This is a genomic window from Pseudoxanthomonas sp. LjRoot125 (genome assembly GCF_964252705.1).
Lineage (GTDB): Bacteria > Pseudomonadota > Gammaproteobacteria > Xanthomonadales > Xanthomonadaceae > Pseudoxanthomonas_A.
The window spans coordinates 238,484-259,585 of record NZ_CAXUOY020000002.1 but is presented as its reverse complement, the minus strand read 5'-3'; the positions used below and the strand labels follow the sequence as shown (position 1 = coordinate 259,585).

The following is a 21,102-nucleotide window of genomic DNA, read 5'->3' as shown; positions in this document are numbered from 1 at the left end:
GCGCGCTATCGCGTCAATCCACGAAAAGTACGCTCCCGCGGCCGGGCCTGCCCCCGCGGGACAGGGCATACTTGTCGCCCGATTCCCCCGCCTCGCCGACCCCATGTCCGATACGTCCCCCTCCAAGCTGCAGCAGCTCCGCGAACTCTCCGTCGTCGTCGCCGATACCGGTGATTACGACGCCATCAAGCGCCTCAAGCCGGTGGACTGCACCACCAATCCCACGCTGGTGAAGAAGGCGCTGGACCTGCCGGTGTACGCCGAGCTGATCGAAGAACAACTCGCCTGGGCGCGCGCGCAGGGTGGCGGTGGTGCGCTGGTGGACGAGGTGGTCGATCGCCTGACCGTCGGCGTTGGCGCGAAGCTCGCCGGCCTGATCCCCGGCCGCGTCTCCACCGAAGTCGACGCCGACCAGGCCTACGACACCGCCGCGACAGTGGCCAAGGCGCGCAAGTTCGTGCAGATGTACGCCGACCAGGGCATCGGCCGCGATCGCATCCTGATCAAGGTCGCCTCCACCTGGGAGGGCGTGGAAGCCGCTCGCGTGCTGCAGGCCGAAGGCATCGACTGCAACCTCACCCTGATCTTCAACCCCACCCAGGCGATCGCCTGCGCGGAAGCCGGTGCGTTCCTGATCTCGCCGTTCGTGGGCCGCATCCTCGACTGGTACGTGGCCAACGGCCAGGCGCCGGCGACCATCGACGAAGACCCGGGCGTGGTGTTCGTGCGCGGCGTCTACGCCGAATTCAAACGCCGCGGCTCGCCTACCGTGGTGATGGGCGCGTCGTTCCGCTCCACCGCGCAGATCGAGGCACTGGCCGGCTGCGATCGCCTGACCATTTCGCCCGACCTGCTGGAGAAGCTGGACCAGGACCATGGCGACCTGCCGCGCAAGCTGTCGCCCACCGCCGCTGAAGCAGTCACTGCGGCACCGGTAACGGCCGACAGTTTCGCCGCCGCGATCGAAGCCGATCCGATGGCGAAGGAAAAGCTGTCGACCGGCATCGAGATCTTCGCCAAGGACCTGGCCGCCCTGCGCACGACCATCCGCGAGAAGCTCACCGCGTGAGCCTGCGGACGCTGCTGGTGATCGGCATCCTGGTCTGCATGGCGGGGTGGTGGTTCTCCGACAAGCGCCACGGCCCGAAGGCACCCGCGTCCGCCGGCGACCTGACGCTGGCCTGCCCGTTGCCGCCCCGCGTGGCATCGGGCGAGCCGCCACTGCAGACGGATGTGCCGGGCAGTCTCGCGCCGTTCGCGCTGGATGCCGCCACGCTGACGCCGCTCGCCGGCTTCAGCGTGGAAGCGCGCGTGCTGTCGCGCGAGGACTACGGCAGCGGCCGCGAGTCGGACCTGTCGCCGACCGACCTCGCGCTGGGTTGGGCCCGCATGACCGAAGATGCGGTGATCGACGCGCTGGACATCAGCCAGTCCTCGCGCTGGTACCGCTACCGCTGGAGCGACCAGCCGCCGCTGCCGCCGAACGAGATCGCCAGCAGCAGCGCCAACATGCACATGATCCCCGGCAACGACAGCGTCGCGCAGGCGCTCGCCGGCGTACGCAAGGGCGAGCGCGTGCGGATCGATGGCTGGCTGGTGGAAGCCAATGCGCGCGACGGCTGGCGCTGGCGCAGTTCCACCAGCCGCACCGATACCGGCGGCGGCGCCTGCGAAGTGGTCTACGTCTGCGGCGTCACCCGGCTGTAAGGCCGGGCAACGGCCTGGGCCTCACGCATCCAGCCCGATCGGGCAACTCACGCCGGTCCCGCCAAGCCCGCAGTAGCCGTTCGGATTCTTCGCCAGGTATTGCTGGTGGTAGTCCTCGGCGTAGTAGAACGCCGGCGCGGGATACACGACTTCCGTCGTGATATCGCCGTAGCCCGCCGCGCGCAACGTCTGCTGGTAGGTCTCCAGGCTGGCCTCCGCGGCCGCCTGCTGTTCCGGTGTATGGCAATGGATGCCGGAGCGGTACTGCGTGCCGACATCGTTGCCCTGGCGCATGCCCTGGGTGGGGTCGTGGCTCTCCCAGAACACCTGCAGCAGGCGCTCGAACGAGACCTGCGCGGGGTCGTACACGACGCGCACGACCTCGTTGTGGCCGGTCTGGCCGGAGCAGACTTCCTCGTAGGTCGCATTCGGCGTACCGCCGCCGGCGTACCCCACCGACGTGCTGTACACGCCGGGCACGTTCCAGAACTTGCGCTCCGCGCCCCAGAAACAGCCCAGGCCGAACTCGACCTGCTGCAGGCCGTCGAACGCGTCGCGCAGCGGGTGTCCGTTGACGAAATGAGTGTTGTGCAGCGGTAGCGGCGTGCCGCGTCCCGGCAGCATGTCTTCCGCGCGCGGCATGCGCTGTTTGTAGGCTCCAATACCCAGCATGGCGAACCTCGTGTGTCGGGAGAAAGCGGATCAGGCCGGCAGGATGCCCAGGCCTTCGTCGTCGCCTTCCAAGATGGGGCCATTGCTGCCCGAATCCAGTCCCAGGCCCTTCACGATCCCTTCCGCGTCGGGGAACGCTGTGTCCGGAACGCAGACCCGCAGCACGCCGAACAGCGGCAGTTCGCCCATGCCGCCCAGCAGCGATTCGCCGAACACGAACGCCGGGATCTCCGCTTCCTCCAGTGCGTGCTTCACCAGATGGGCATCGAACAGGTTGTCGGCCAGGTAGACCACGCGCATGGGTACGTCCTCCGCCGCCAGCCTACACCCGCTCAGGCGGGCAACGGCTTGCGCAAGGCTTCCGTGGCCGGCACCGATTCAGGCTCGACCGCGGCTGCGGCCCGCCACGCCTGCATCGCAGGCAACGCGAACAACGCCTGCATGTAGTGACGCGCGGTGTCGTCCACCTCCACGCCATAGCCATCGAAACGCACCGCCACCGGCGCGTACATCGCGTCGACGATGCCGAACTCGCCGAACAGGAAGTCGCCGTCGCCGCCATGCGCCGCGCGCAGCGCGCGCCACAGCGCCTGGATGCGGTCGATGTCGCGCTGGGCCGCGGCGTCCCAGCGGTAGGCATCCGGCGCGCGCCGGCTGTTCATCGGCAACTGCGTGCGCAGCGCCGTGAAGCCGGAATGCATCTCGGCCGCCGCCGCGCGTGCCACCGCGCGCGCGGCGCGGTCGCGCGGCCAGCCCTGGCCATCCAGCCAGCGCTCGTTGGCGTATTCGCAGATCGCCAGCGAATCCCAGACGTGCACCCCACCATCGTGCAGCGCGGGCACCTTGCCGGTCGGGGAATGGCGCCCGACCTCCGCGGCGAACGCGGGCGTGTCGAGCGGGAGGCGGATCTCCTCGATCTCCACGCCGAAGTGCCGCAGCAGCAACCACGGGCGCAGCGACCAGGACGAGTAGTTCTTGTTGCCGATGACGAGCGTCGGGAGGCTCATGCGGGGACCGGGTGCGCGAAGGCTGTTCAGGATAGACCAGCCCGGGCGCCAGACCGGCTAAACTGGCGTTTTTCCACGCCTCCCGCCCCGATGTCCGATACCGCAGCCCCCTCCGCCCCCCTGTCTGACGATGCCGCCCCCGAAAAGCGGGACTTCATCCGCCAGATCGTGCGCGAGGACCTGGCCAGCGGTCGTCATGCCTCGGTGAAGACCCGCTTCCCGCCCGAGCCCAACGGCTACCTGCACATCGGCCACGCCAAGGCGATCTGCCTGGACTTCGGTATCGCCGGCGAGTTCGGTGGCGTCTGCAACCTGCGCCTGGACGACACCAACCCGGCCAAGGAAGACCCCGAGTACGTCCGCGCCATCCAGGACGACGTACGCTGGCTGGGCTTCGAGTGGCACGACCTGCGCCACGCTTCCGACTATTTCGAAGTGCTGTACCTCGCGGGCGAGAAGCTGATCCGCCAGGGCGACGCCTTCGTCTGCGACCTGAGCGCGGACGAAGTGCGCGCGTACCGCGGCACGCTGACCGAACCGGGCCGCAACTCGCCCTACCGCGACCGCAGCGTCGAAGAGAACCTGGACCTGTTCCGCCGCATGCGCGCGGGCGAGTTCCCGGACGGCGCACGCACGCTGCGCGCGAAGATCGACATGGGCAGCGGCAACATCAACCTGCGCGATCCGGCGCTGTACCGCATCAAGCACGTCGAACACCAGAACACCGGCAACGACTGGCCGATCTATCCGATGTACGACTACGCACACTCGCTGAGCGACGCGGTGGAAGGCATCACCCATTCGCTGTGCACGCTGGAGTTCGAAGACCACCGTCCGCTGTACGACTGGTGCGTGGACAAGGTGGACCTGGCCGGCTCGCCGGACCTGGTCGCGCCGCTGCTGGCGAAGGGCTTGCCGAAGGAAGCGAGCAAGCCGCGCCAGATCGAGTTCTCGCGTCTGAACTTCAACTACCTGGTGATGAGCAAGCGCAAGCTGCTCGCGATGGTGGAAGACAAGCTGGTCGATGGCTGGGACGACCCGCGCATGCCCACGCTGCAGGGCATCCGTCGCCGCGGCTACACGCCGGCGGCGCTGCGCCTGATGGTGGACCGCGTGGGCATCAGCAAGCAGAACTCGCTGCTCGACATCTCCATCCTCGAGGGCGCGTTGCGCGAAGACCTCGATGCCGCTGCGGCACGCCGCATGGCGGTCATCGATCCGGTGAAACTGGTGCTGGCGAACCTGCCGGACGACCACGAGGAAGCGCTGACGTTCTCCAACCATCCGAAGGACGCGTCGTTCGGCCAGCGCAGCGTGCCGTTTTCGCGCGAGCTGTGGATCGAGCGCGAGGATTTCGAGGAAGTGCCGCCGAAGGGCTTCAAGCGCCTCACCACGGGCGGCGAAGTGCGCCTGCGCGGCGCCGGCATCGTGCGCTGCGATGAAGTGATCAAGAACGACGCCGGCGAGATCGTCGAGCTGCGCGGCTGGCTGGACCCGGAATCCCGCCCGGGCATGGCCGGCGCCGAACGCAAGATCAAGGGCACCATCCACTGGGTCAGCGCGAAGCATGCCGTCGAAGCGGAGGTGCGCCTGTACGACCGCCTCTTCACCGTGCCGAATCCCGACGACGATGCCGAAGGCAAGACCTACCGCGACTACCTGAACCCCGACTCGCGCCGCACGACCACCGGCTACGTGGAACCGGCTGCGGCCGATGCCGCGCCCGAGCAGTCGTTCCAGTTCGAGCGGATCGGCTACTTCGTCACCGACCGCTACGACCATACGGCCGCGCGCCCGGTGTTCAACCGCAGCGTCACCCTGCGCGACACCTGGGCGACGAAGGCCTGAGCCCCCGCTTTCACCGGCCGTTGAGGCGGCCGGCCTCAGGCTGGCGTTTCATCCATCCCGGAAAGGAGTTCGCCATGCCCCGCACAGTCCTGCGCCTGCCGTTCGCCCTGATGTTGATGTTGGCTGCCGTCCTCGCGATGGCCGGCTGTGCGGCGCCCGCGTCATCCGGAGATGGCGCCGAACCGCCAACCACCTCCACGCCGGCCCCGAAGCCGACCGGTGGCACGCTGCCGCCGCGCCAGGCCGGCGCGATCACCGTCGACTATGCGTGCAGCAGCAACGCCGACTGCGCCGTGAAGGACGTGGGCAATTGCTGCGGCAGCATGCCGGCGTGCGTCAACAAGAACAGCCCGACCGATCCGCAGGGCGTGCGTGCGCAGTGCGCCGCCAGCGGCATGGCCGGCGTCTGCGGCTTCGCCGAGGTGACTGCCTGCCAGTGCGTCAGCGGTCGCTGCGAAGCAGATTCCCCCTCCTCCTCGACCTTGCCTGCCCAGTAATGCTCTACCAACAGATCCACCTGACCCTGCCTGCCTGGACCCACGACCTGGTCGATCCCGCCGCGTCCTACGCGAGCGACGACGACAAGGTCGCGCTGGCCATCGACCTGTCGCGCCGCAACGTGGACGCCAACACCGGCGGCCCGTTCGGCGCCGTCGTGTTCGGCCCGGACCATCGCGTGATCGCGCTCGGCGTGAACCGGGTGATGCCGCACACCTGCTCGCTGGCGCATGCGGAGAACATGGCCTACATGCTGGCGCAGCAGCGCCTGCAGACCCCGCGGCTCAACGATCGGATCGCACCGGTAACGCTGGCCACCTCGTCCCAGCCTTGCTGCCAGTGCTACGGCGCCACCGTATGGGCCGGCATCGATCGCCTGCTGATCGGCGCGCGCGCGGAAGACGTGATGGCGCTGACCGAGTTCGACGAAGGTCCGCTGCCGGCGGACTGGGTGGGCGAACTGAACAAGCGTGGCATCGAGGTCGTGCGCGACCTGCGGCGCGACGACGCGCGCGCCGTACTGAAGCACTACGGCGAGAGCGGCGGCGACCGCTACTGATCCGACGGCTGCGCCGCGCATCGCGTCGCGGCTACACTGTCCCCATGTCATCGACGACCGGCCTGCTGGGCTACTGCCGCCAGGGATTCGAACCCGAACTCGCCGCCGAGCTGAGCGAACGCGCGGCGCACGCGGGTTTCGCGGGCTATGCGCGCGCACAACGCAACGACGGGCACGTGCTGTTCGTCTGCGAAGACGCGGCCGGCCTGGATCGCGCCCTGCCCTGGCGCGACCTGATCTTCGCGCGGCAGAAACTGCGCGTGCTCGCCGAGCTGCGTGGCATCGACCCGAAGGACCGCATCACGCCCATCCTCGCTGCACTGGCAGGCGCCGGACGCTTCGGCGACCTCTGGGTGGAACACCCCGATTCGGATACCGCCAAGCCGCTGGCGGGGTTGGCGCGCAGTTTCGGCAACGCATTGCGTCCGGTGCTGCGCAAGCAGGGCTTCCTCAGCGAGAAGGAGGACACCCGGCTGCCGCGGCTGCATGTGGTGTTCGTGCAAGGTGACCATTTGTTCCTGTGCGTCGCCGATACGCGCGACAGCGCGCCCTGGGCGCTCGGCATCCCGCGGCTCAAGCTGCTGCCCGACGCCCCGTCGCGTTCCGCGCTGAAGCTGGAGGAAGCCTTTCTCTCCCTGCTCGACGACCGCCAGCGCGAGAACCTGCTCAAACCCGCCATGACCGCCGCCGACCTCGGCGCGGCACCCGGCGGTTGGACGTGGGTGCTCACCCGGCACCACCTGCGCGTGACCAGCGTGGACAACGGCCCGCTGCGCGAGCACGTACTGGCCACCGGACTGGTCGAGCACCTGCGTGCCGATGGTTTCCACTGGAAGCCGCCGCACGCGTTGGACTGGATGGTCTGCGACATGGTGGAACAGCCGCGCCGCGTGGCCGAGCGCATGGCGCAGTGGTTCCGCGAGGGGTGGTGCAAGCACGCCGTGTTCAACCTCAAGCTGCCAATGAAGAAGCGCTGGGATGAAACCCGGCTGTGCCTGGACCTGTTCGCCGAACAGGCCGGCCGGCCGCTTGAGGTCCGCGCGCGGCAGCTGTACCACGATCGCGAAGAGATCACCGTGTTCGCCACGCCGGGCTGATCCGGCAGCGTGGCGCACGCCGGCAAGGGGAGACGGATGACGGCACGACACATCAGGCCGCTGGCCACCGGCATCGCGCTCCTGCTCGCAGGCTGCGTGCATACGACCGCGAAAACGCCATCGCCCGGCGATGCCTTGTACGTGGCACGCGATGTCGTGGGCGACGGCGTCTTCAGTGCCGGCATCGAAGGTCCTGCGTGGGGTCCGGACGGTGCGCTGTATGCGGTCAGCTTCGGCCGCGACGGCACCATCGGGAGGGTGACGTTCGATGCAGATGGGAGCGGCAACGCGGCGCTGTTCGCTACCCTGCCGACGGGCAGCACGGGCAACGGCATTCGCTTCGCGGCCGACGGCAGCATGTTGATTGCCGATTACAGTGGACATCATGTGCTGCGCATCGCGGCAGGAACGCGCGAAGCGAAGGTCTTCGCATCCATGCCGCAGGCGAACCAGCCCAACGACATTGCGCTCGCGCCGGACGGCACGCTCTATGCCAGCGACCCCAAGTGGGCCGACAACACCGGCCAGTTGTGGCGCATCGACCGCACGGGCACGCCGCATCTTCTCGAAACGGGCATGGGCACCACCAACGGGGTGGAGGTCAGCCCGGGTGGCAAGCACCTCTACGTCAACGAGAGCGTGCAGCGCACCGTGTGGGTTTACGACCTCCTCGCCGATGGCGGCGTGACGAACAAGCGCCTGCTGATCGCCTTCGACGATCACGGCCTGGACGGCATGCGCACCGACGTGAAGGGCAACCTGTACATCGCGCGCTACGGCGCCGGCGTGGTCGCGATCGTCTCGCCCGAGGGCAAGGTGCTGCGCGAGGTGGCGCTGAAGGGACGCAAGCCCACCAACGTCGCGTTCGGCGGACCGGACGGCCGCACGGTGTACGTCACCCTGCAGGACCGCGGGGCCATCGAGGCCTTCAGGGCCGAAACCCCGGGCCGCGAAGCCGGCCTGTGACGCCTGACAAGGCAGGTCTCAGGTACTGACACCCCCGCGTGGCAAGATGCCTCCCTGACAAGGAGACCGCCATGCTGCCCATCGAACTCAAGGACCCTGCCGGCTTCGGCACCGAGTTCATGCGTCTGACCCTGCTGCAGGGCTTCCAGTCGCTGACCAAGCGCGACCTGGAGTTGCTGATGTTCGTGCTGCTGGAGCGCGACGGCGCCATCGGCCGCGACGAATCCAACTTCACCGTCGCGGGCAAGCTGCGGGTCACGCCCGCCAAGATCAAGGCGCTGCGTCGCGACGGTTATGCACGCTGGCGGGCACTGGTGCCCGAGGAACGCGACGCGGCATTGCAGCGCATCGTCGCGACCGTGCTCACCGAAACCAACCTGAAGTCCGGCGCGAAGCACGTCAGCGAGCGCAGCCGCAAGGACGGCTTCCTCGCCATCCGCATCGAGCACCCGGACGATCACCAGCAGTTCGAGCAGGCCATCCTCGACGTGGGTGCGCTGCCGGTCTACGAGCGCAACCGCGAAGTCGTCGCGGTGCGCTTCGACACACTGCTGGCGATCGCCGAGCGCTGGGGCTACCTGCAACCGGATCCGGCGGCAGTGGTCGCGGAGTTGAAGAAGCTGACGCCGACGGCCGAAGAGGTCGCCGACCTGCTGAAGAAGGACGTCGGCAAGCTGCGCTGGCAGGACGCACGCAATGCGTTGAACAGCCTCGGCGCCAAGGCCATCGCCAGCACCGCGGAAGGCGGGCTGAAGGGGCTGCTGAAGATCGTGTTCCCCTTCATTCCCGGCTGAGCCGCCTCACGCCGTCGCGATCTCGACACGCGTTCCGCCGCCACGCGCCGAAGCGAAGATCGCATCCAGCGCGCGCATATCGCGCAATCCCTCTTCGCCGGGCACGCGCGGTGGTCGTCGCTCGAGGATCGCCAACGCGTCGTCGTCCATCTGCCGCGCTTGCTGCGCGGGTGTGGCACCAGTGGCTGCGTCGAAGCGACGACCGTCGCTCGCGTCGCCGCGAATGCCTTCATAGGCCTGGAACGGCGACAGTTCGTACCAGCCCTTTTCGCACTCGGCGCGCAGTACGTTCATGTTGCGGCCAAAACTGGTGGCGCAATCCGCGACGACGCCTTCGGGGAACTCCAGGCGGAAGCGCATCGATTCATCGACGCCACGGAAGATCGCCGGCCGCTGGATCTCCTGCGTGGCCGTGACCGCGAGGGGCTCCGTGCCCGTGGTGTAGCGCGCCGCATTGAGCGCGTAGACGCCCATGTCGTACATCGCGCCTCCGCCTCGCTTCGGATCGAGGCGCCAATTGTCGGCGCTCGCGCCGTCGAATCCGTGGAAGCCGGCTTCGGCACGAATGCGTTGCAGGCGCCCGAACGGCCGTGTCTTCGCCAGCGCCATCACCGCTTGCGTATTGGGTTCGTGCTGCATGCGGTAGCCGATGGCGAGCTGTACCCGGTGATGGCGGCAGGCGTCGATCATCGCTTGCGCTTCCGCGGCGTCCATCGCCATCGGCTTCTCGCACCACACGTGCTTGCCCGCCGCCGCCGCACGCAGGGTGAACGGCTTGTGCAGATGGTTGGGCAGGACGACGTAGACCACGTCGATGTCCGGGTTGTCGGCGATGCGGTCGAAGCCGTCGTAGTCGTAGACGTTGCGATCGGGGATGTCGTACCGCCGCTGCCACTCGGCCGCCTTCGCCGGCGTGCCGGTGACGATGCCGGCCAAGCGGCAATGCTTGGTGGCCTGCAAGGCGGGCGCCAGCAGATCGCGGCTGTAGTAGCCCAAGCCGACCAGGGCAACGCCGAGCGGACGCGAACCCTTGGCATGCACGCGTGGCAACACGCCGGCCAGGCCGGCTGCACCGAGCGCGCCGAGCAGGCGCCGGCGCGCGGGATCGTGCACGGAAGAAGCGTCGTCGTTCATCGCGGCAATCTCGTCGGGGAACCGCGAGGCTACCGCATGCTTGCGGCAGACGTCGTCAGCGCGCCCGCTGGCCGGCCGCGTGGCGCCAGAAGAAATCCACCAGCGGCGGCAGCTTGCCGGCGAGGCCTAGCAACGGCCCGCGCAGCAGGGTCAGGTGCATTTCGTCGTTGGAGAACAGACGGTTGATGCCATCGAACGCATGCGCGGCGGTGGCGTTCTCGCTGCGGCGCTGGCGCGCCCAGCGCTCCAGCCGGTGCGGCGCATCCCAGTCCGCGCGCTTGGCGCGAGCGGCACGGATGCCGTCGCGCAACGCCGCGACATCGCGAAGACCGAGGTTGACGCCCTGTCCCGCCAGCGGATGCACCACGTGCGCGGCATCGCCCGCGACGATCACGCGGCCGGCGACATAGTCCTTCGCCAACTGCCGCTTCAGCGGGAACGCGGCACGCGACGAGGCCAGCGTGACCTCGCCGAGCTGCCCCCCCATCGCCAGCGTGAGTTCGCGGTTGAATTCGCTTTCATCGACGGCCAGCAGGCGCGCGGCTTCGTTGTCGGGCAACGTCCAGACGATGGAACTGAGGCCTTGTTCGAACGGCAGGAAGGCCAGGGGTCCGGTGGGCAGGAAGCGTTGCCAAGCAGTGTCTTCGTGCGGCCGCTCGGTGCGCACGAACGCGACCACGCCACGCTGCGCATAGTCGCGCCCGCTGACCTCCAGGCCCGCCAATCGACGCAACGTGGAATCGGCGCCGTCGGCCGCCACCGCCAGGCGCGCATCCAGGCGCGTGCCGTCGTCCAGCCGGAGCACGACACCGTCCGCGTCCTGCTCCATCGCTTCCACCCGCGCCGGGCAGCGGACGTCGACGCCGGCCGCAGGCAAGGCCGCCCACAGTCGGTCCACCAGCAGCGCGTTCTCGACGATCCAGCCCAGCTGGGTACGACCCAACGCGTCCGCATCGAAACGGAGTTCATCACCGCCTGCGGCATCCCAGACGCGCATGCGGCGGTAGGGATGCGCACGCGCCCCACGCACGGACGACCACGCGCCGGCGTCTTCGAGCAACGCGGCGTTGTCGGGCGCGAAGGCGTACACGCGCAGATCAGGCTGTTCGCGCGACCAGCGTGCGGGTTCGCGGCCTTCGACCAACACCACCTGCAGGCCTTCGCGGGCAAGCACCAAGGCACAGGCCGCACCCACCACGCCGCCACCGACCACGGCGACATCGATCTGTCCGCGACGCTTCATGCCGCTTCTCCCCGGCAGAGGGCCGGTACGTCGCCACGGAACCCCATCGCGCCACCCACCAGGAACGCCTGCAGCGACGCATTGGCATCCACGGCGGCGAGGCCCAGGCTGCGCAACGGACGCAGCAGCGGCGAAGGATTGGAGGTCAATCGCGCCAGACCGTCGGAGAACGACAGCGTGCGCTCGCGATCCTCCTGCCGGCGCGCAGCGTATTGCGCGAGCGCGGCCGGATCGCCGGGATCGCCCGCGCGTGCGATTTCCTCGGCGAGCGTCAGCGCATCGCGCAGGCCGAGGTTGAAGCCTTGTGCGCCGATCGGATGGATCGTCTGCGCGGCATTGCCCAACAGGACCGCGCGTTCGCCGACCAGGCGCTGCGCGACTACGCGCGTCATCGGGTAGGCACTGCGCTCACCGCTTTCCAGCAACCGGCCGATACGCCAGCCCACGTGCTGCTGCAGGCGCTGCAGCCATGCGGCTTCGTCGAGCGCGGCGACCGCTTCCGCCTGCGCACGCGGTACGCCGTGCACGATGCCCCAGTGGCGGTCCCCGCGCGGCAGCAAGGCCGTCGGCCCGTCTTCGCGGAAGCGCTCGTAGGCGGTGCCGTCCGGCGTGCGCTCGGCGCGCACGCGGGCAACGAACAGGGTCTGTCCGTAGTCGTGCGTGTCGGCCGCAACGCCCAGTGCCCCGCGCACGCTGCTGTGCGTGCCGTCGGCGGCGACCACCAGGCGGGCGCGAAGCGCGCGCTCCTGATCGCCGGTGGCGATGCGGACGATGCGATGGCCGTCCTCGGTCTCGCCCAGGCCGGTGAAGCGCGCGGGCCGGTAGCGGGTCAGCCCGCGAAGATCCTGCAGGCCGGCCTCGAGGGCCTCGCCGAAGTCGCGCGCCACGACCACCTGGCCGAAGGCTTCGCGTGCGTAGTCGGCGGCGTCGAGCCTGACGCGCCCGAAGTCGCCCTGCCGGCTGATATGGATGCGACGGATGGGACCGGTTGGCGCACGCAGGCGGGCCATGATGCCGAGCGCGCCGAGCGCATTGACGGTGGCGGCGGCGAAGCTGAGGTTGCGCTGGTCGAACACGGCAGGCATCTGCCCCGCCGGCGCGGCTTCGACCAGCCCCACGTCGAGACCCTGCCGGTCCAGGGCGATCGCGAGGCTGGCACCCACCAGGCCTCCGCCCACGATTACTACGTCATGCCGATCTGTCATCCCGCCATGATAGCGCCCCGCCCCGTGGCGCCGACCCGGCGGCCCGGTGCGCGCCGGCTCCGGTAGAATGCGGGGCTGAGTCTCCGGAACCGTGCCTGATGAACACCACTTCGCAACGCGCCATCGTCCTGGCGCTGGTCGCCGCCCTGCTGGTCCTCACCCGTCTCCACCTGCCCACCACGTTCGGCCACATCGGGCCGTTGCCCGACGCCAGTTGGGCGGCGTTCTTCATCGGCGGCTACTACCTGCGCAACTGGTCGCGCTGGGCTTTCCCGCTGTTCATGGCGGCGGCGGTCGTGGTCGATTACGTGGTCATCAGCGGCCAGGGCATCAATTTCTGGACGCACTACTGCGTGTCCGCAGCGTACTGGTTCCTCGTCCCCGCCTATCTGGCGATGTGGGCCGGCGGTGCGCTGGTGCGTCGCTACCAGACCGCGCGCCACGGCCGCACGCTCGCCCTGCTCATCGGCAGCCTGCTGGTCTCGGCCACCGCCTGCCACCTGCTGAGCCAGGGCAGCTTCTACTGGCTGAGCCCGGTGGTCAGCGAACCGACCTTCGCCGGTTGGTGGAAGAACTTCAGCGACTGGTACCTGCCGTACCTGCGCGTGGCCGCCATCTACGTGGGCCTGGCCGTCATCCTGCACGTGATGGTCGAGCAGGTCGTGCGCCTGGCCAAGCCGCACGGCCGCACGGCGGACTGACCGGTCCCTGCGCCGACGATGGGCAACCGCCTCTCGAAGATCTACACCCGCACCGGCGACGACGGCAGCACCGGCCTGGGCGATGGCACGCGCGTGGGCAAGGACTCGGCGCGCGTCACCGCCTACGGCACGGTGGACGAAGCCAATTCGGCGATCGGCGTGTTGCTGGCCGTCCCCAGCGTGGCGGAAGACATCCGCGCGCTGCTGACCACGGTGCAGCACCAGTTGTTCGACCTGGGGGGCGAACTGTGCATCCCCGGCCATGCCGCCATCACCGGCGAGGACGTGGACGCACTCGAGCGCCAGTTGGACCACTACAACGACGACCTGCCGCCGCTGAAGGATTTCATCCTGCCGGCCGGCGGCGAGGCTGCCTCCCGCTGCCACCTGGCGCGCACCATCGTGCGCCGCGCCGAGCGCGAAACGGTGACCCTGGCCCGCCACGACGCGGTGCGACCGGAGGCCATCCGCTACCTCAACCGACTGTCCGACCTGCTGTTCGTGCTGGCCCGGGTGCTGGCCCGCGCCGACGGCCATGGCGAGGTGCTCTGGAAACACGAGCGGCGGCACGCCCCGCGCTGACCTCGTGATCATCTTCACCCACCCCGCCTGCCTGGCCCACGATCCCGGACGCGAACATCCGGAGCGCCCGGCGCGGCTCGAGGTGGTGCTGGAAGTGCTCCGCCGCGAACACGGCGACGTCGAGTGGCGCGAGGCGCCCATCGCCAAGCTGGGCGACCTCCGCCGCGTGCACGACGAAACCCTCGTCAACGAGGTGCTGGAGACCGACGTCGCCGGCTACCGGATGCTGGACCCCGATACGGTCATGTGCGCGGCCTCGCCCGCTGCCGCACTGCGTGCCGCCGGTGCCGGCGTCGCTGCCGTCGATGCGGTGATGAATGGCGACACGGCCACGGCCTTCTGTGCGGTGCGCCCCCCGGGCCACCATGCCACCAGCGGCACGGCAATGGGCTTCTGCCTGTTCAACAACATCGCCGTGGCCGCCGCCTATGCGTGCGACCGCCATGGGTTGGAACGCGTGGCCGTCGTGGATTTCGACGTCCACCACGGCAACGGCACCCAGGCGATCTTCTACAACGACCCGCGCGTGGCCTATTTCAGCAGCCACGAATCGGGCATCTACCCGCACAGCGGTGCTCCCTATGAACGCGGCGCCGGCAACGTGTTCAACGCGCTGCTGCCGCCGGGCAGCGGCGGATTCCGCTTCCAGAACACCTGGGCGGACGAGCTGCTGCCGGCGCTGGACGATTTCAAGCCGCAACTGCTGCTGATCTCCGCCGGCTTCGACGCGCACATGCGCGACCCGCTGGCCGACCTGATGCTGGAGACCGAGGACTTCGGTTGGCTGACCCGCCAGCTGCGCACCCTGGCGCAGCGACATGCCGGCGGCCGCGTGGTCTCCATGCTGGAGGGCGGCTACGATCTGGACGCCCTTCGGGACTCGGTGGCCGCCCACGTCGACGAACTCCGCTGAGCCCGCGGACGCCGTACCTTCGAGCTCGCTGAACCCTGGCCGACACCGCCCCGTCGGCCTTCATTGCCCGCATGCAGGGGATGGGGCAAGCTAACGACCGTTTTTAACCTGCCAGCGAGCCCAGCACCGCGTGCGTCCTGTCCTCCGCCTGCTCCCGTTGCCCTTCAGCATCGCCCTGTGCCTGCCGGCGCTGGCTGACGATGAGAAGCCCGAAAGCTGGGCCCTTTGCCCGGTCCAGGACGTGATCCCGGTTTTCAGCGAGGCGCCGCAGCCCGCAGCGGGCGGCAGCGCCCAGGCGAAACGCGAGCAGCGGGCAGAACAGCCCACCTCGATCGAGGGCGACCAGCTGTCCGGCACCGAGGCGAACCCCGAATACAGTGGCGCCGTGCAGCTCACCCGGGGCGACCAGTTCCTGGGGGCCGACAACCTGAAGTACGACCAGGAAAAGGACACCTACGTCGCCGACGGGCACATCCGTTACCAGGATGCCGGCATTCGCCTGGTTGCAGACAGCGCGCGTGGCGACCAGGGCGCCGATTCGCACCAGATCGACAACGTGCGCTATCAGTTGGTCTCGCGGCGCGGCAACGGTGGCGCGGACCGCATCGACATGAAGGGTGCCGAAGGCAGCCTGCAGCATTCCACCTATTCCACCTGCGATCCCCAGGACCGCCGATGGGAGTTGCGCTCGCGCCGCATCGACATCAACACCGACGACGGCTGGGGCGTGGCACGTGGCGCAACGATCCGGCTCGGCAAGGTGCCCGTGCTGTACGTGCCGTACCTGAAGTTCCCGATCGACGACCAGCGCCACACCGGCCTGCTGTATCCGGCGGTCGGCCTGTCCGGCCGGAACGGCTTCGACTGGAAGCAGCCGATCTACCTCAACCTGGCGCCGAACTACGACGCGACGCTGGAACCGCGCTACATGAGCGAGCGCGGGTTCCAGATGGGCGCGGAATTCCGCTATCTGTACGAGAAAGGACGCGGCGAGATCCAGGGCACCTGGATGACCAAGGACGACCTGGTCCGCGACCGCATGAACGATGCGGATTACAGGCCCCAGAATCCGAACAACCCGGATCCTGACGATGGCCGCGGGTTCTTCGCGTTCGAAGGCGAGCATCGCTTCTCACGGAACTGGCAGGCCCGCGCCAACCTGATCTGGCTGAGCGACGCGCGCTACCAGGAGGACTTCGGCAATTCGCTGTACGGACAGGCGTACTCCTCGGTGACGAGTACCGCCGGCGTGTACGGCGCAGGCGAGTACTGGAGCGCCGGCCTGATGGCCGACCACTGGCAGCTCTCGGACTACCTGAGCAGCGAAGCCTCGCTGCCGTACAACCGGCTGCCCCGCGTCTACCTCAACTGGAACCAGCCGCTAAGCCGCTGGATCAGCGTGGGCGGGCATGCCGAAGCCGTGCAGTTCCAGCACGATGAGCATCCCGGCGGCAGCCGCCTGGACATCAAGCCCACCATCTCCTTCCCGTTGCAGGGCGCAGCCTGGTATGTCACGCCCACTCTGGCCTATCGGCATACCGAGTATCGGCTCGACCCCGAATTGGCCCAGACCACGGCAATCGGTCGCGCGCGCGCCGCTTACGGCATTCCGGCAAATCAGTCCGTAAGCGCGGCGCAGATCGCCGAGTTCTACGATCGCTCGCCGAGCCGCAGCCTTCCCATCGGCTCGCTGGACGCAGGCGTGTATTTCGACCGCGAGACCGAGATCAAGGGCGACCGTTTCCTGCAGACGCTGGAACCGCGGCTCTTCTACCTCAACGCACCGTACCGCGAGCAGGATGGGCTGCCGATCTTCGATACACGGCCCTTCAACTTCAGTTACGGCCAACTGTTCCGCGACAACCGCTACACCGGCCCCGATCGCCAGACCGATGCGAACCAGCTGACCTTGGCACTGTCCACCCGCCTGCTGCGGCAGAAGGATGGCTTCGAGCGCCTGTCGGCCAGCATCGGTCAGATCCGCTACTTCGACGACAGCCGCGTCGTCCTGCCAGGTGAAGTGCCGCTGGAACAGGGCAAGTCGGCCTGGGTCGTGGACGCCAACTACGCACCTACGGACCGCTGGACCATCGGTGCCTCCTACCAGTGGGATCCGAAGTTCCGTCGCGAAGATCTGGCCAGCGTCCGTGCCCGCTACCTGCTGCCGGACGACGGCGTGGTCAACATCACCTACAGGCGCCGCCGCGACCTGCTGGAACAGGCGGATTTCTCGTTCCTGTACCCGGTCACGCCGTCCTGGAGCGTGGTGGGCCGCTACTACCACTCGTTCTATCGCGATGCGGCCACCGACCAGGAACCCGGCCTGCTGGAAGGCGTCGCCGGCGTCCAATGGGACAGCTGCTGCCTCGCCGTCCGCGCCCTCGTACGTCGGTACGTGCGCAATCGCGAGGGCGAAATGAACACGGGCTTCCAGGTCGAATTCGTCCTGAAAGGCCTGGGCTCGGCTGGCCAGGACACGGAGCGCACCCTGCGCCGTGCTATCCTCGGCTATTACCGAGACGACCTCTATCTCGTCCCGCCGAGCAATATCGCGCAGCGACCGGACGACACCTCTTACGCTCCGGATCCGATTCCATGAACAAGCCGATTTCCCGCCTTCTGGTCGCCAGTCTGCTGGCCTTTTCAACGGCCATCACCCCGGTACTGGCGCAGAACCTGCAGCCGCTGGATCGCATCGCCGCCGTGGTCAATGAAGATGTCGTGCTGCAGAGCGAACTCGATCGCGCGGTGCAGAACGTCGTCAGCCAGTACGCCAGTCAGCCGGGCCAGCTGCCGCCGCGTGCGGTACTGGAACGGCAAGTGCTCGAACGCCTCGTGCTGGTGAAGCTGCAGGTGGCGCGCGCTGCCGAGAGCGGCATCCGCATCGGCGATGCAGATCTCAACAACGCCGTCAACGCGGTCGCCCAACAGAACGGCACGACGCCGGACGGCCTGCGTCAGCGGCTCGAGGCCGACGGCATGTCGTTCGCCGAGTTCCGCAACTCGCTGCGCGACGAAATCACCATCCAGCGCCTGCGCCAGAGCTACGCGCAGAGCCGCGTGCAGGTGAGCGAGGGCGAAGTCGACGCCGCGATCGCCGCGCAAGCGGCCACCGGCGCGCAATACCATCTGGCGCACATCCTGGTGGCGCTGCCCGACGGCGCCAATGCCGAGCAGATCAGCACCGGCAAGGGCAAGGTCGATGGCATCAAGGCGCTGATCGACAAGGGCGAACTGGAGTTCTCCGCCGCTGCCGTCCGCTATTCCGATAGCCCCAACGCGCTGGAAGGCGGCGATCTTGGCTGGCGCAGCGTCGACGAGATCCCCACGGCATTCGCCGACCTGCTCAAGGGCATGACCCCTGGCCAGGTGGTGGGACCGCTGCGCGGCCCCAGCGGCTTCCAGTTGCTCAAGCTGGTGGAGGTACGCGACTCGGCCCAGGCCGACAAGCGCAACGTCACCGAGTTCCACGCCCGCCACATCCTCGTCCGCGTCACGCCGACCCAGGACGCTGCGGCGGCGAAGGCCAAGATCGATACGCTGCGTGCGCGCATCGCCGGCGGCGCCGAGTTCGCCGCAGTGGCGAAGGAGTCCACCGAGGACGCCAACAGCCGCGACGACGGCGGCGATCTGGGCTGGTTCCCGGCCGACGCGTTCGGCCCGGCGTTCGGCCAGCAGATCACCGGTCTCCAGGATGGTCAGGTCAGCGCGCCTTTCCGTACCGATGCGGGCTGGCACATCGTCGAACGCGTGGAAAGCCGCCAGACCGACGTGACAGACCAGAACCGCCGCGCCCAGGTCCGCGAGACCATCGGTCGTCGCAAGGCCGAGGACGAGTACAACCGCTACCTGCAGGAACTGCGTGGCGAAGCCTACGTCAGCTTCCGCAGCGGCGACCGCGCCGAGACCACCCCGGGCGGCTGACATGGTTCCCCGGCTCGCCTTGGTGCCCGGCGAGCCGGCGGGGATCGGTCCGGAGCTCTGCATACGGCTGGCCCAGCAGCCGCGCACCGACTGCACCCTGCTCGCATTCGCCGACGCGGCCACGCTGACCTCCGCCGCTGAGGCCCTGGGGCTGCCCCTTCAGCTCATCGAAGAAAACGCCGTCGCTGCGCGTCCCGGCGACCTGCGGTTGCGACCCATCCCCAACGCCGCATCGACCAGCTTCGGCCAGACCGATCCACGCAACGCGCGCGCCGTCATCGACGCGCTGACGCGCGCAGCAGGCGCCTGCCTGTCCGGCGAACTCGATGGCTTGGTCACCGGCCCGGTGCACAAGGCCGCCATTAATGCGGGCGGCATCGCCTACAGCGGCACGACCGAGTTGCTGGCCGAACAGGCGAGCCGCCCCGTGGTGATGATGCTCGCCAACGAGATCGTCCGCGTGGCACTGGCCACCACCCATCTTCCGCTCCGCGACGTGCCGGATGCCATCACGGCCAGCGCGCTGGAAGAGGTGTTGCGCATCACCGATCGCGCACTGCGCACCGACTTCGGCATCGCCCGCCCGACACTCGCCGTCCTCGGACTCAACCCGCATGCTGGCGAAGCGGGGCATCTGGGACGCGAGGAGATCGACGTCATCGAACCCGTCCTGCACGCGCTGCGGGCAGATGGCCTGGATCTCATCGGCCCCTTGCCGGCCGATACCGCCTTCCTGCCGCAAAAGCTGAGCGGCTTCGACGCCGTGGTGGCGATGTACCACGACCAAGGACTGCCGGTGCTGAAGTACAGCGGCTTCGAGCAGGCCGTGAACCTGACGCTTGGCCTGCCCTATCCGCGCGTGGCCGTCGACCACGGCACGGCGCTCGATCTCGCCGGCAAGGGCGTCGCCGACCCGTCCAGCCTGTTCGCCGCCGTGGCCACCTGCGCGCGCATCGCGGCGACCCGCCGCACGCGCTGACGCACGCCGATGCCGCGCGGCTTGCGGCGTTCCCGCATAATCCGCGCATGTCGCATTTCAAGGCTCCCCCCAAGAAGGCCCTCGGCCAGCACTTCCTGACCGATCGCGCCTACATTGAAAAGATCGTCATGGCGGTGAACCCGCAGCCGGGCGATCGCCTCGTCGAGATCGGCCCGGGTCAGGGCGCGATCACCTTCCCGCTGCTGCGCAGGCACGGCGAGCTGACCGCCATCGAGTTCGACCGCGACCTCATTACGCCGCTGATGGAGGCCTCCGAGGGCGTAGGCCGCCTGACCATCATCCACAAGGACGTGCTGGAGGTGGATTTCGGCAAGCTCGCGGGCGAGGACGCGCTGCGCCTGGTCGGCAACCTGCCCTACAACCTGTCGTCGCCGATCCTCTTCCATGCCATTGAACACGCGGCCTCCATCCGCGACATGGTCTTCATGCTGCAGAAGGAAGTCGTGGACCGCATGGCCGCCGAACCCGGCAGCAAGGTGTACGGGCGCCTCAGCGTGATGCTGCAGGCCTATTGCCGCGTCGACAGCCTGTTCGTGGTGCCGCCGGGCGCGTTCCGGCCACCGCCGAAGGTGGACTCCGCCGTGGCACGGTTGGTACCGCGCGCACCGGACCAGGTCGGCATCCACGACCACCGCCGCTTCGCCGACGTGGTGCGCGCCGCCTTCGGCCAACGCCGCAAGACGTTGCGCAATGCGTTGTCCGGCACCTGCACCACCGAGCAGATCGAAGCGGCCGGACTGCGCCCCGACCTGCGCGCCGAACAGGTACCGGTCCCTGACTTCATCCGCCTGGCGAACCAGCCCGACGCGCCCTGATCGCGCGAGAACCGGCGTTGTTTCCGCTTTGACGTGGCATTGCATACACTGAACGCATGGATTCCCCCGACTACGCCATCGACGTCGACGTCGCCACGCGTTTCCTCGACGATCAGTCCGCGCCCGAGGACGGGCGCTATGTGTTCGCGTACACCATCCGTATCCGCAACCGCGGCCGCGTACCGGCGCAACTGCTGCGCCGGCACTGGGTCATCACCGACGCCAACGGCAAGATCCAGGAAGTGCATGGCGAGGGCGTGGTGGGCGAACAACCCTGGCTGAGGCCCGGCGAGGATTTCCGCTACACGTCCGGCGCCGTCCTGGAGACCGCGCTGGGCACCATGCGGGGACGCTACGACATGCTCGCCGACGACGGCACCCGCTTCGACGCCCCCATCGCCACCTTCACCCTGTCCGTCCCGCGGACGCTGCACTGA

At 68.6% G+C, this 21,102-nt stretch carries 21 protein-coding genes and 1 pseudogene; 16 read left to right on the top strand and 6 right to left on the bottom strand.

Annotated features, from left to right (window positions below; genetic code table 11):
- Positions 1 to 103: 103 nt before the first annotated feature.
- Both ACSION_RS16770 and ACSION_RS16765 read left to right on the top strand, forming a co-directional pair.
- Positions 104 to 1,069 carry a transaldolase gene (locus ACSION_RS16770; RefSeq protein ID WP_435306925.1) on the top strand — a complete coding sequence of 322 codons (966 nt, stop codon included), beginning with the start codon at positions 104 to 106 and terminating at the stop codon, positions 1,067 to 1,069.
- Positions 1,066 to 1,707: a hypothetical protein gene (locus ACSION_RS16765; RefSeq protein ID WP_435306924.1), complete on the top strand. Its 642-nt coding sequence runs from the start codon at positions 1,066 to 1,068 to the stop codon at positions 1,705 to 1,707. Before ACSION_RS16770 ends, ACSION_RS16765 begins: the two co-directional genes overlap by 4 nt.
- A gap of 21 nt (positions 1,708 to 1,728) precedes the next feature.
- Here ACSION_RS16765 and msrA read toward each other — a convergent pair whose 3' ends face one another.
- Genes msrA through ACSION_RS16750 form a run of 3 tightly spaced genes read right to left on the bottom strand, consistent with a single transcriptional unit; the run spans position 1,729 to position 3,386 of the window.
- On the bottom strand, positions 1,729 to 2,379 hold the full coding sequence (gene msrA / locus ACSION_RS16760; protein ID WP_435306923.1) for a peptide-methionine (S)-S-oxide reductase MsrA: 651 nt from the start codon (positions 2,377 to 2,379) through the stop codon (positions 1,729 to 1,731).
- A 30-nt stretch (positions 2,380 to 2,409) separates the two neighbouring features.
- Positions 2,410 to 2,679: a DUF2007 domain-containing protein gene (locus tag ACSION_RS16755; RefSeq protein ID WP_435306922.1), complete on the bottom strand. Its 270-nt coding sequence runs from the start codon at positions 2,677 to 2,679 to the stop codon at positions 2,410 to 2,412.
- A gap of 32 nt (positions 2,680 to 2,711) precedes the next feature.
- Entirely contained in the window at positions 2,712 to 3,386 is a 675-nt protein-coding gene (locus ACSION_RS16750; protein ID WP_435306921.1) for a glutathione S-transferase family protein, read from the bottom strand.
- A 90-nt stretch (positions 3,387 to 3,476) separates the two neighbouring features.
- Between ACSION_RS16750 and ACSION_RS16745 the strand changes: the two genes are divergently transcribed.
- The 6 genes from ACSION_RS16745 to ACSION_RS16720 all read left to right on the top strand — a co-directional run bounded on the left by ACSION_RS16745 (position 3,477) and on the right by ACSION_RS16720 (position 9,148).
- Positions 3,477 to 5,234, top strand: a complete 1,758-nt coding sequence (locus ACSION_RS16745) for a glutamine--tRNA ligase/YqeY domain fusion protein (protein ID WP_435306920.1) — start codon at positions 3,477 to 3,479, stop codon at positions 5,232 to 5,234.
- Positions 5,235 to 5,350: 116 nt separating this feature from the next.
- The gene (locus ACSION_RS16740; RefSeq protein WP_435306986.1) at positions 5,351 to 5,731 is read left to right on the top strand and encodes a hypothetical protein; all 381 of its coding nucleotides are present in this window, start codon (positions 5,351 to 5,353) and stop codon (positions 5,729 to 5,731) included.
- On the top strand, positions 5,731 to 6,291 hold the full coding sequence (locus ACSION_RS16735) for a nucleoside deaminase (protein WP_435306919.1): 561 nt from the start codon (positions 5,731 to 5,733) through the stop codon (positions 6,289 to 6,291). The genes ACSION_RS16740 and ACSION_RS16735 overlap by 1 nt, the downstream gene beginning before the upstream one ends.
- A 44-nt stretch (positions 6,292 to 6,335) precedes the next feature.
- The gene (gene rlmM, locus ACSION_RS16730; protein ID WP_435306918.1) at positions 6,336 to 7,388 is read left to right on the top strand and encodes a 23S rRNA (cytidine(2498)-2'-O)-methyltransferase RlmM; all 1,053 of its coding nucleotides are present in this window, start codon (positions 6,336 to 6,338) and stop codon (positions 7,386 to 7,388) included.
- 36 nt (positions 7,389 to 7,424) lie between these two features.
- On the top strand, positions 7,425 to 8,354 hold the full coding sequence (locus ACSION_RS16725) for an SMP-30/gluconolactonase/LRE family protein (protein WP_435306917.1): 930 nt from the start codon (positions 7,425 to 7,427) through the stop codon (positions 8,352 to 8,354).
- A gap of 71 nt (positions 8,355 to 8,425) precedes the next feature.
- The gene (locus tag ACSION_RS16720) at positions 8,426 to 9,148 is read left to right on the top strand and encodes a hypothetical protein (protein ID WP_093487504.1); all 723 of its coding nucleotides are present in this window, start codon (positions 8,426 to 8,428) and stop codon (positions 9,146 to 9,148) included.
- 6 nt (positions 9,149 to 9,154) lie between these two features.
- Here the strand turns inward: ACSION_RS16720 and ACSION_RS16715 are convergent, their stop codons facing one another.
- The 3 genes from ACSION_RS16715 to ubiH are packed head-to-tail and all read right to left on the bottom strand — an operon-like array spanning position 9,155 to position 12,730.
- Positions 9,155 to 10,282, bottom strand: coding sequence for a Gfo/Idh/MocA family protein (locus tag ACSION_RS16715; protein WP_435306916.1), 1,128 nt, complete (start codon positions 10,280 to 10,282; stop codon positions 9,155 to 9,157).
- 55 nt (positions 10,283 to 10,337) lie between these two features.
- The gene (locus tag ACSION_RS16710; protein ID WP_435306915.1) at positions 10,338 to 11,525 is read right to left on the bottom strand and encodes a UbiH/UbiF family hydroxylase; all 1,188 of its coding nucleotides are present in this window, start codon (positions 11,523 to 11,525) and stop codon (positions 10,338 to 10,340) included.
- Positions 11,522 to 12,730: a 2-octaprenyl-6-methoxyphenyl hydroxylase gene (gene ubiH / locus ACSION_RS16705; RefSeq protein WP_435306914.1), complete on the bottom strand. Its 1,209-nt coding sequence runs from the start codon at positions 12,728 to 12,730 to the stop codon at positions 11,522 to 11,524. Before ubiH ends, ACSION_RS16710 begins: the two co-directional genes overlap by 4 nt.
- Before the next feature lie 98 nt (positions 12,731 to 12,828).
- On the opposite strand from ubiH, the gene ACSION_RS16700 reads away from it, so the two are divergent.
- The 8 genes and pseudogenes from ACSION_RS16700 to apaG all read left to right on the top strand — a co-directional run bounded on the left by ACSION_RS16700 (position 12,829) and on the right by apaG (position 21,102).
- Positions 12,829 to 13,431 (top strand): hypothetical protein, encoded by a 603-nt coding sequence (locus ACSION_RS16700; RefSeq protein ID WP_435306913.1) that lies wholly within the window; start codon positions 12,829 to 12,831, stop codon positions 13,429 to 13,431.
- 18 nt (positions 13,432 to 13,449) lie between these two features.
- Positions 13,450 to 14,013 (top strand): cob(I)yrinic acid a,c-diamide adenosyltransferase, encoded by a 564-nt coding sequence (locus ACSION_RS16695; protein ID WP_093487513.1) that lies wholly within the window; start codon positions 13,450 to 13,452, stop codon positions 14,011 to 14,013.
- A gap of 4 nt (positions 14,014 to 14,017) precedes the next feature.
- Positions 14,018 to 14,926: a histone deacetylase family protein gene (locus tag ACSION_RS16690; protein ID WP_435306912.1), complete on the top strand. Its 909-nt coding sequence runs from the start codon at positions 14,018 to 14,020 to the stop codon at positions 14,924 to 14,926.
- A gap of 130 nt (positions 14,927 to 15,056) precedes the next feature.
- Positions 15,057 to 17,525 carry an LPS assembly protein LptD gene (lptD, locus tag ACSION_RS16685; RefSeq protein WP_435306911.1) on the top strand — a complete coding sequence of 823 codons (2,469 nt, stop codon included), beginning with the start codon at positions 15,057 to 15,059 and terminating at the stop codon, positions 17,523 to 17,525.
- Positions 17,522 to 18,832 (top strand): annotated as a pseudogene (locus ACSION_RS16680) (peptidylprolyl isomerase); the annotation flags it as partial. The gene lptD and the pseudogene ACSION_RS16680, both read left to right, overlap by 4 nt.
- Positions 18,833 to 18,851: 19 nt before the next feature.
- Complete coding sequence (pdxA, locus tag ACSION_RS16675) at positions 18,852 to 19,829, top strand: 4-hydroxythreonine-4-phosphate dehydrogenase PdxA (RefSeq protein WP_435306910.1); 978 nt, start codon at positions 18,852 to 18,854, stop codon at positions 19,827 to 19,829.
- Positions 19,830 to 19,876: 47 nt separating this feature from the next.
- Positions 19,877 to 20,665, top strand: a complete 789-nt coding sequence (gene rsmA / locus ACSION_RS16670) for a 16S rRNA (adenine(1518)-N(6)/adenine(1519)-N(6))-dimethyltransferase RsmA (RefSeq protein WP_435306909.1) — start codon at positions 19,877 to 19,879, stop codon at positions 20,663 to 20,665.
- A gap of 56 nt (positions 20,666 to 20,721) precedes the next feature.
- Positions 20,722 to 21,102, top strand: a complete 381-nt coding sequence (gene apaG, locus ACSION_RS16665) for a Co2+/Mg2+ efflux protein ApaG (protein WP_435306908.1) — start codon at positions 20,722 to 20,724, stop codon at positions 21,100 to 21,102.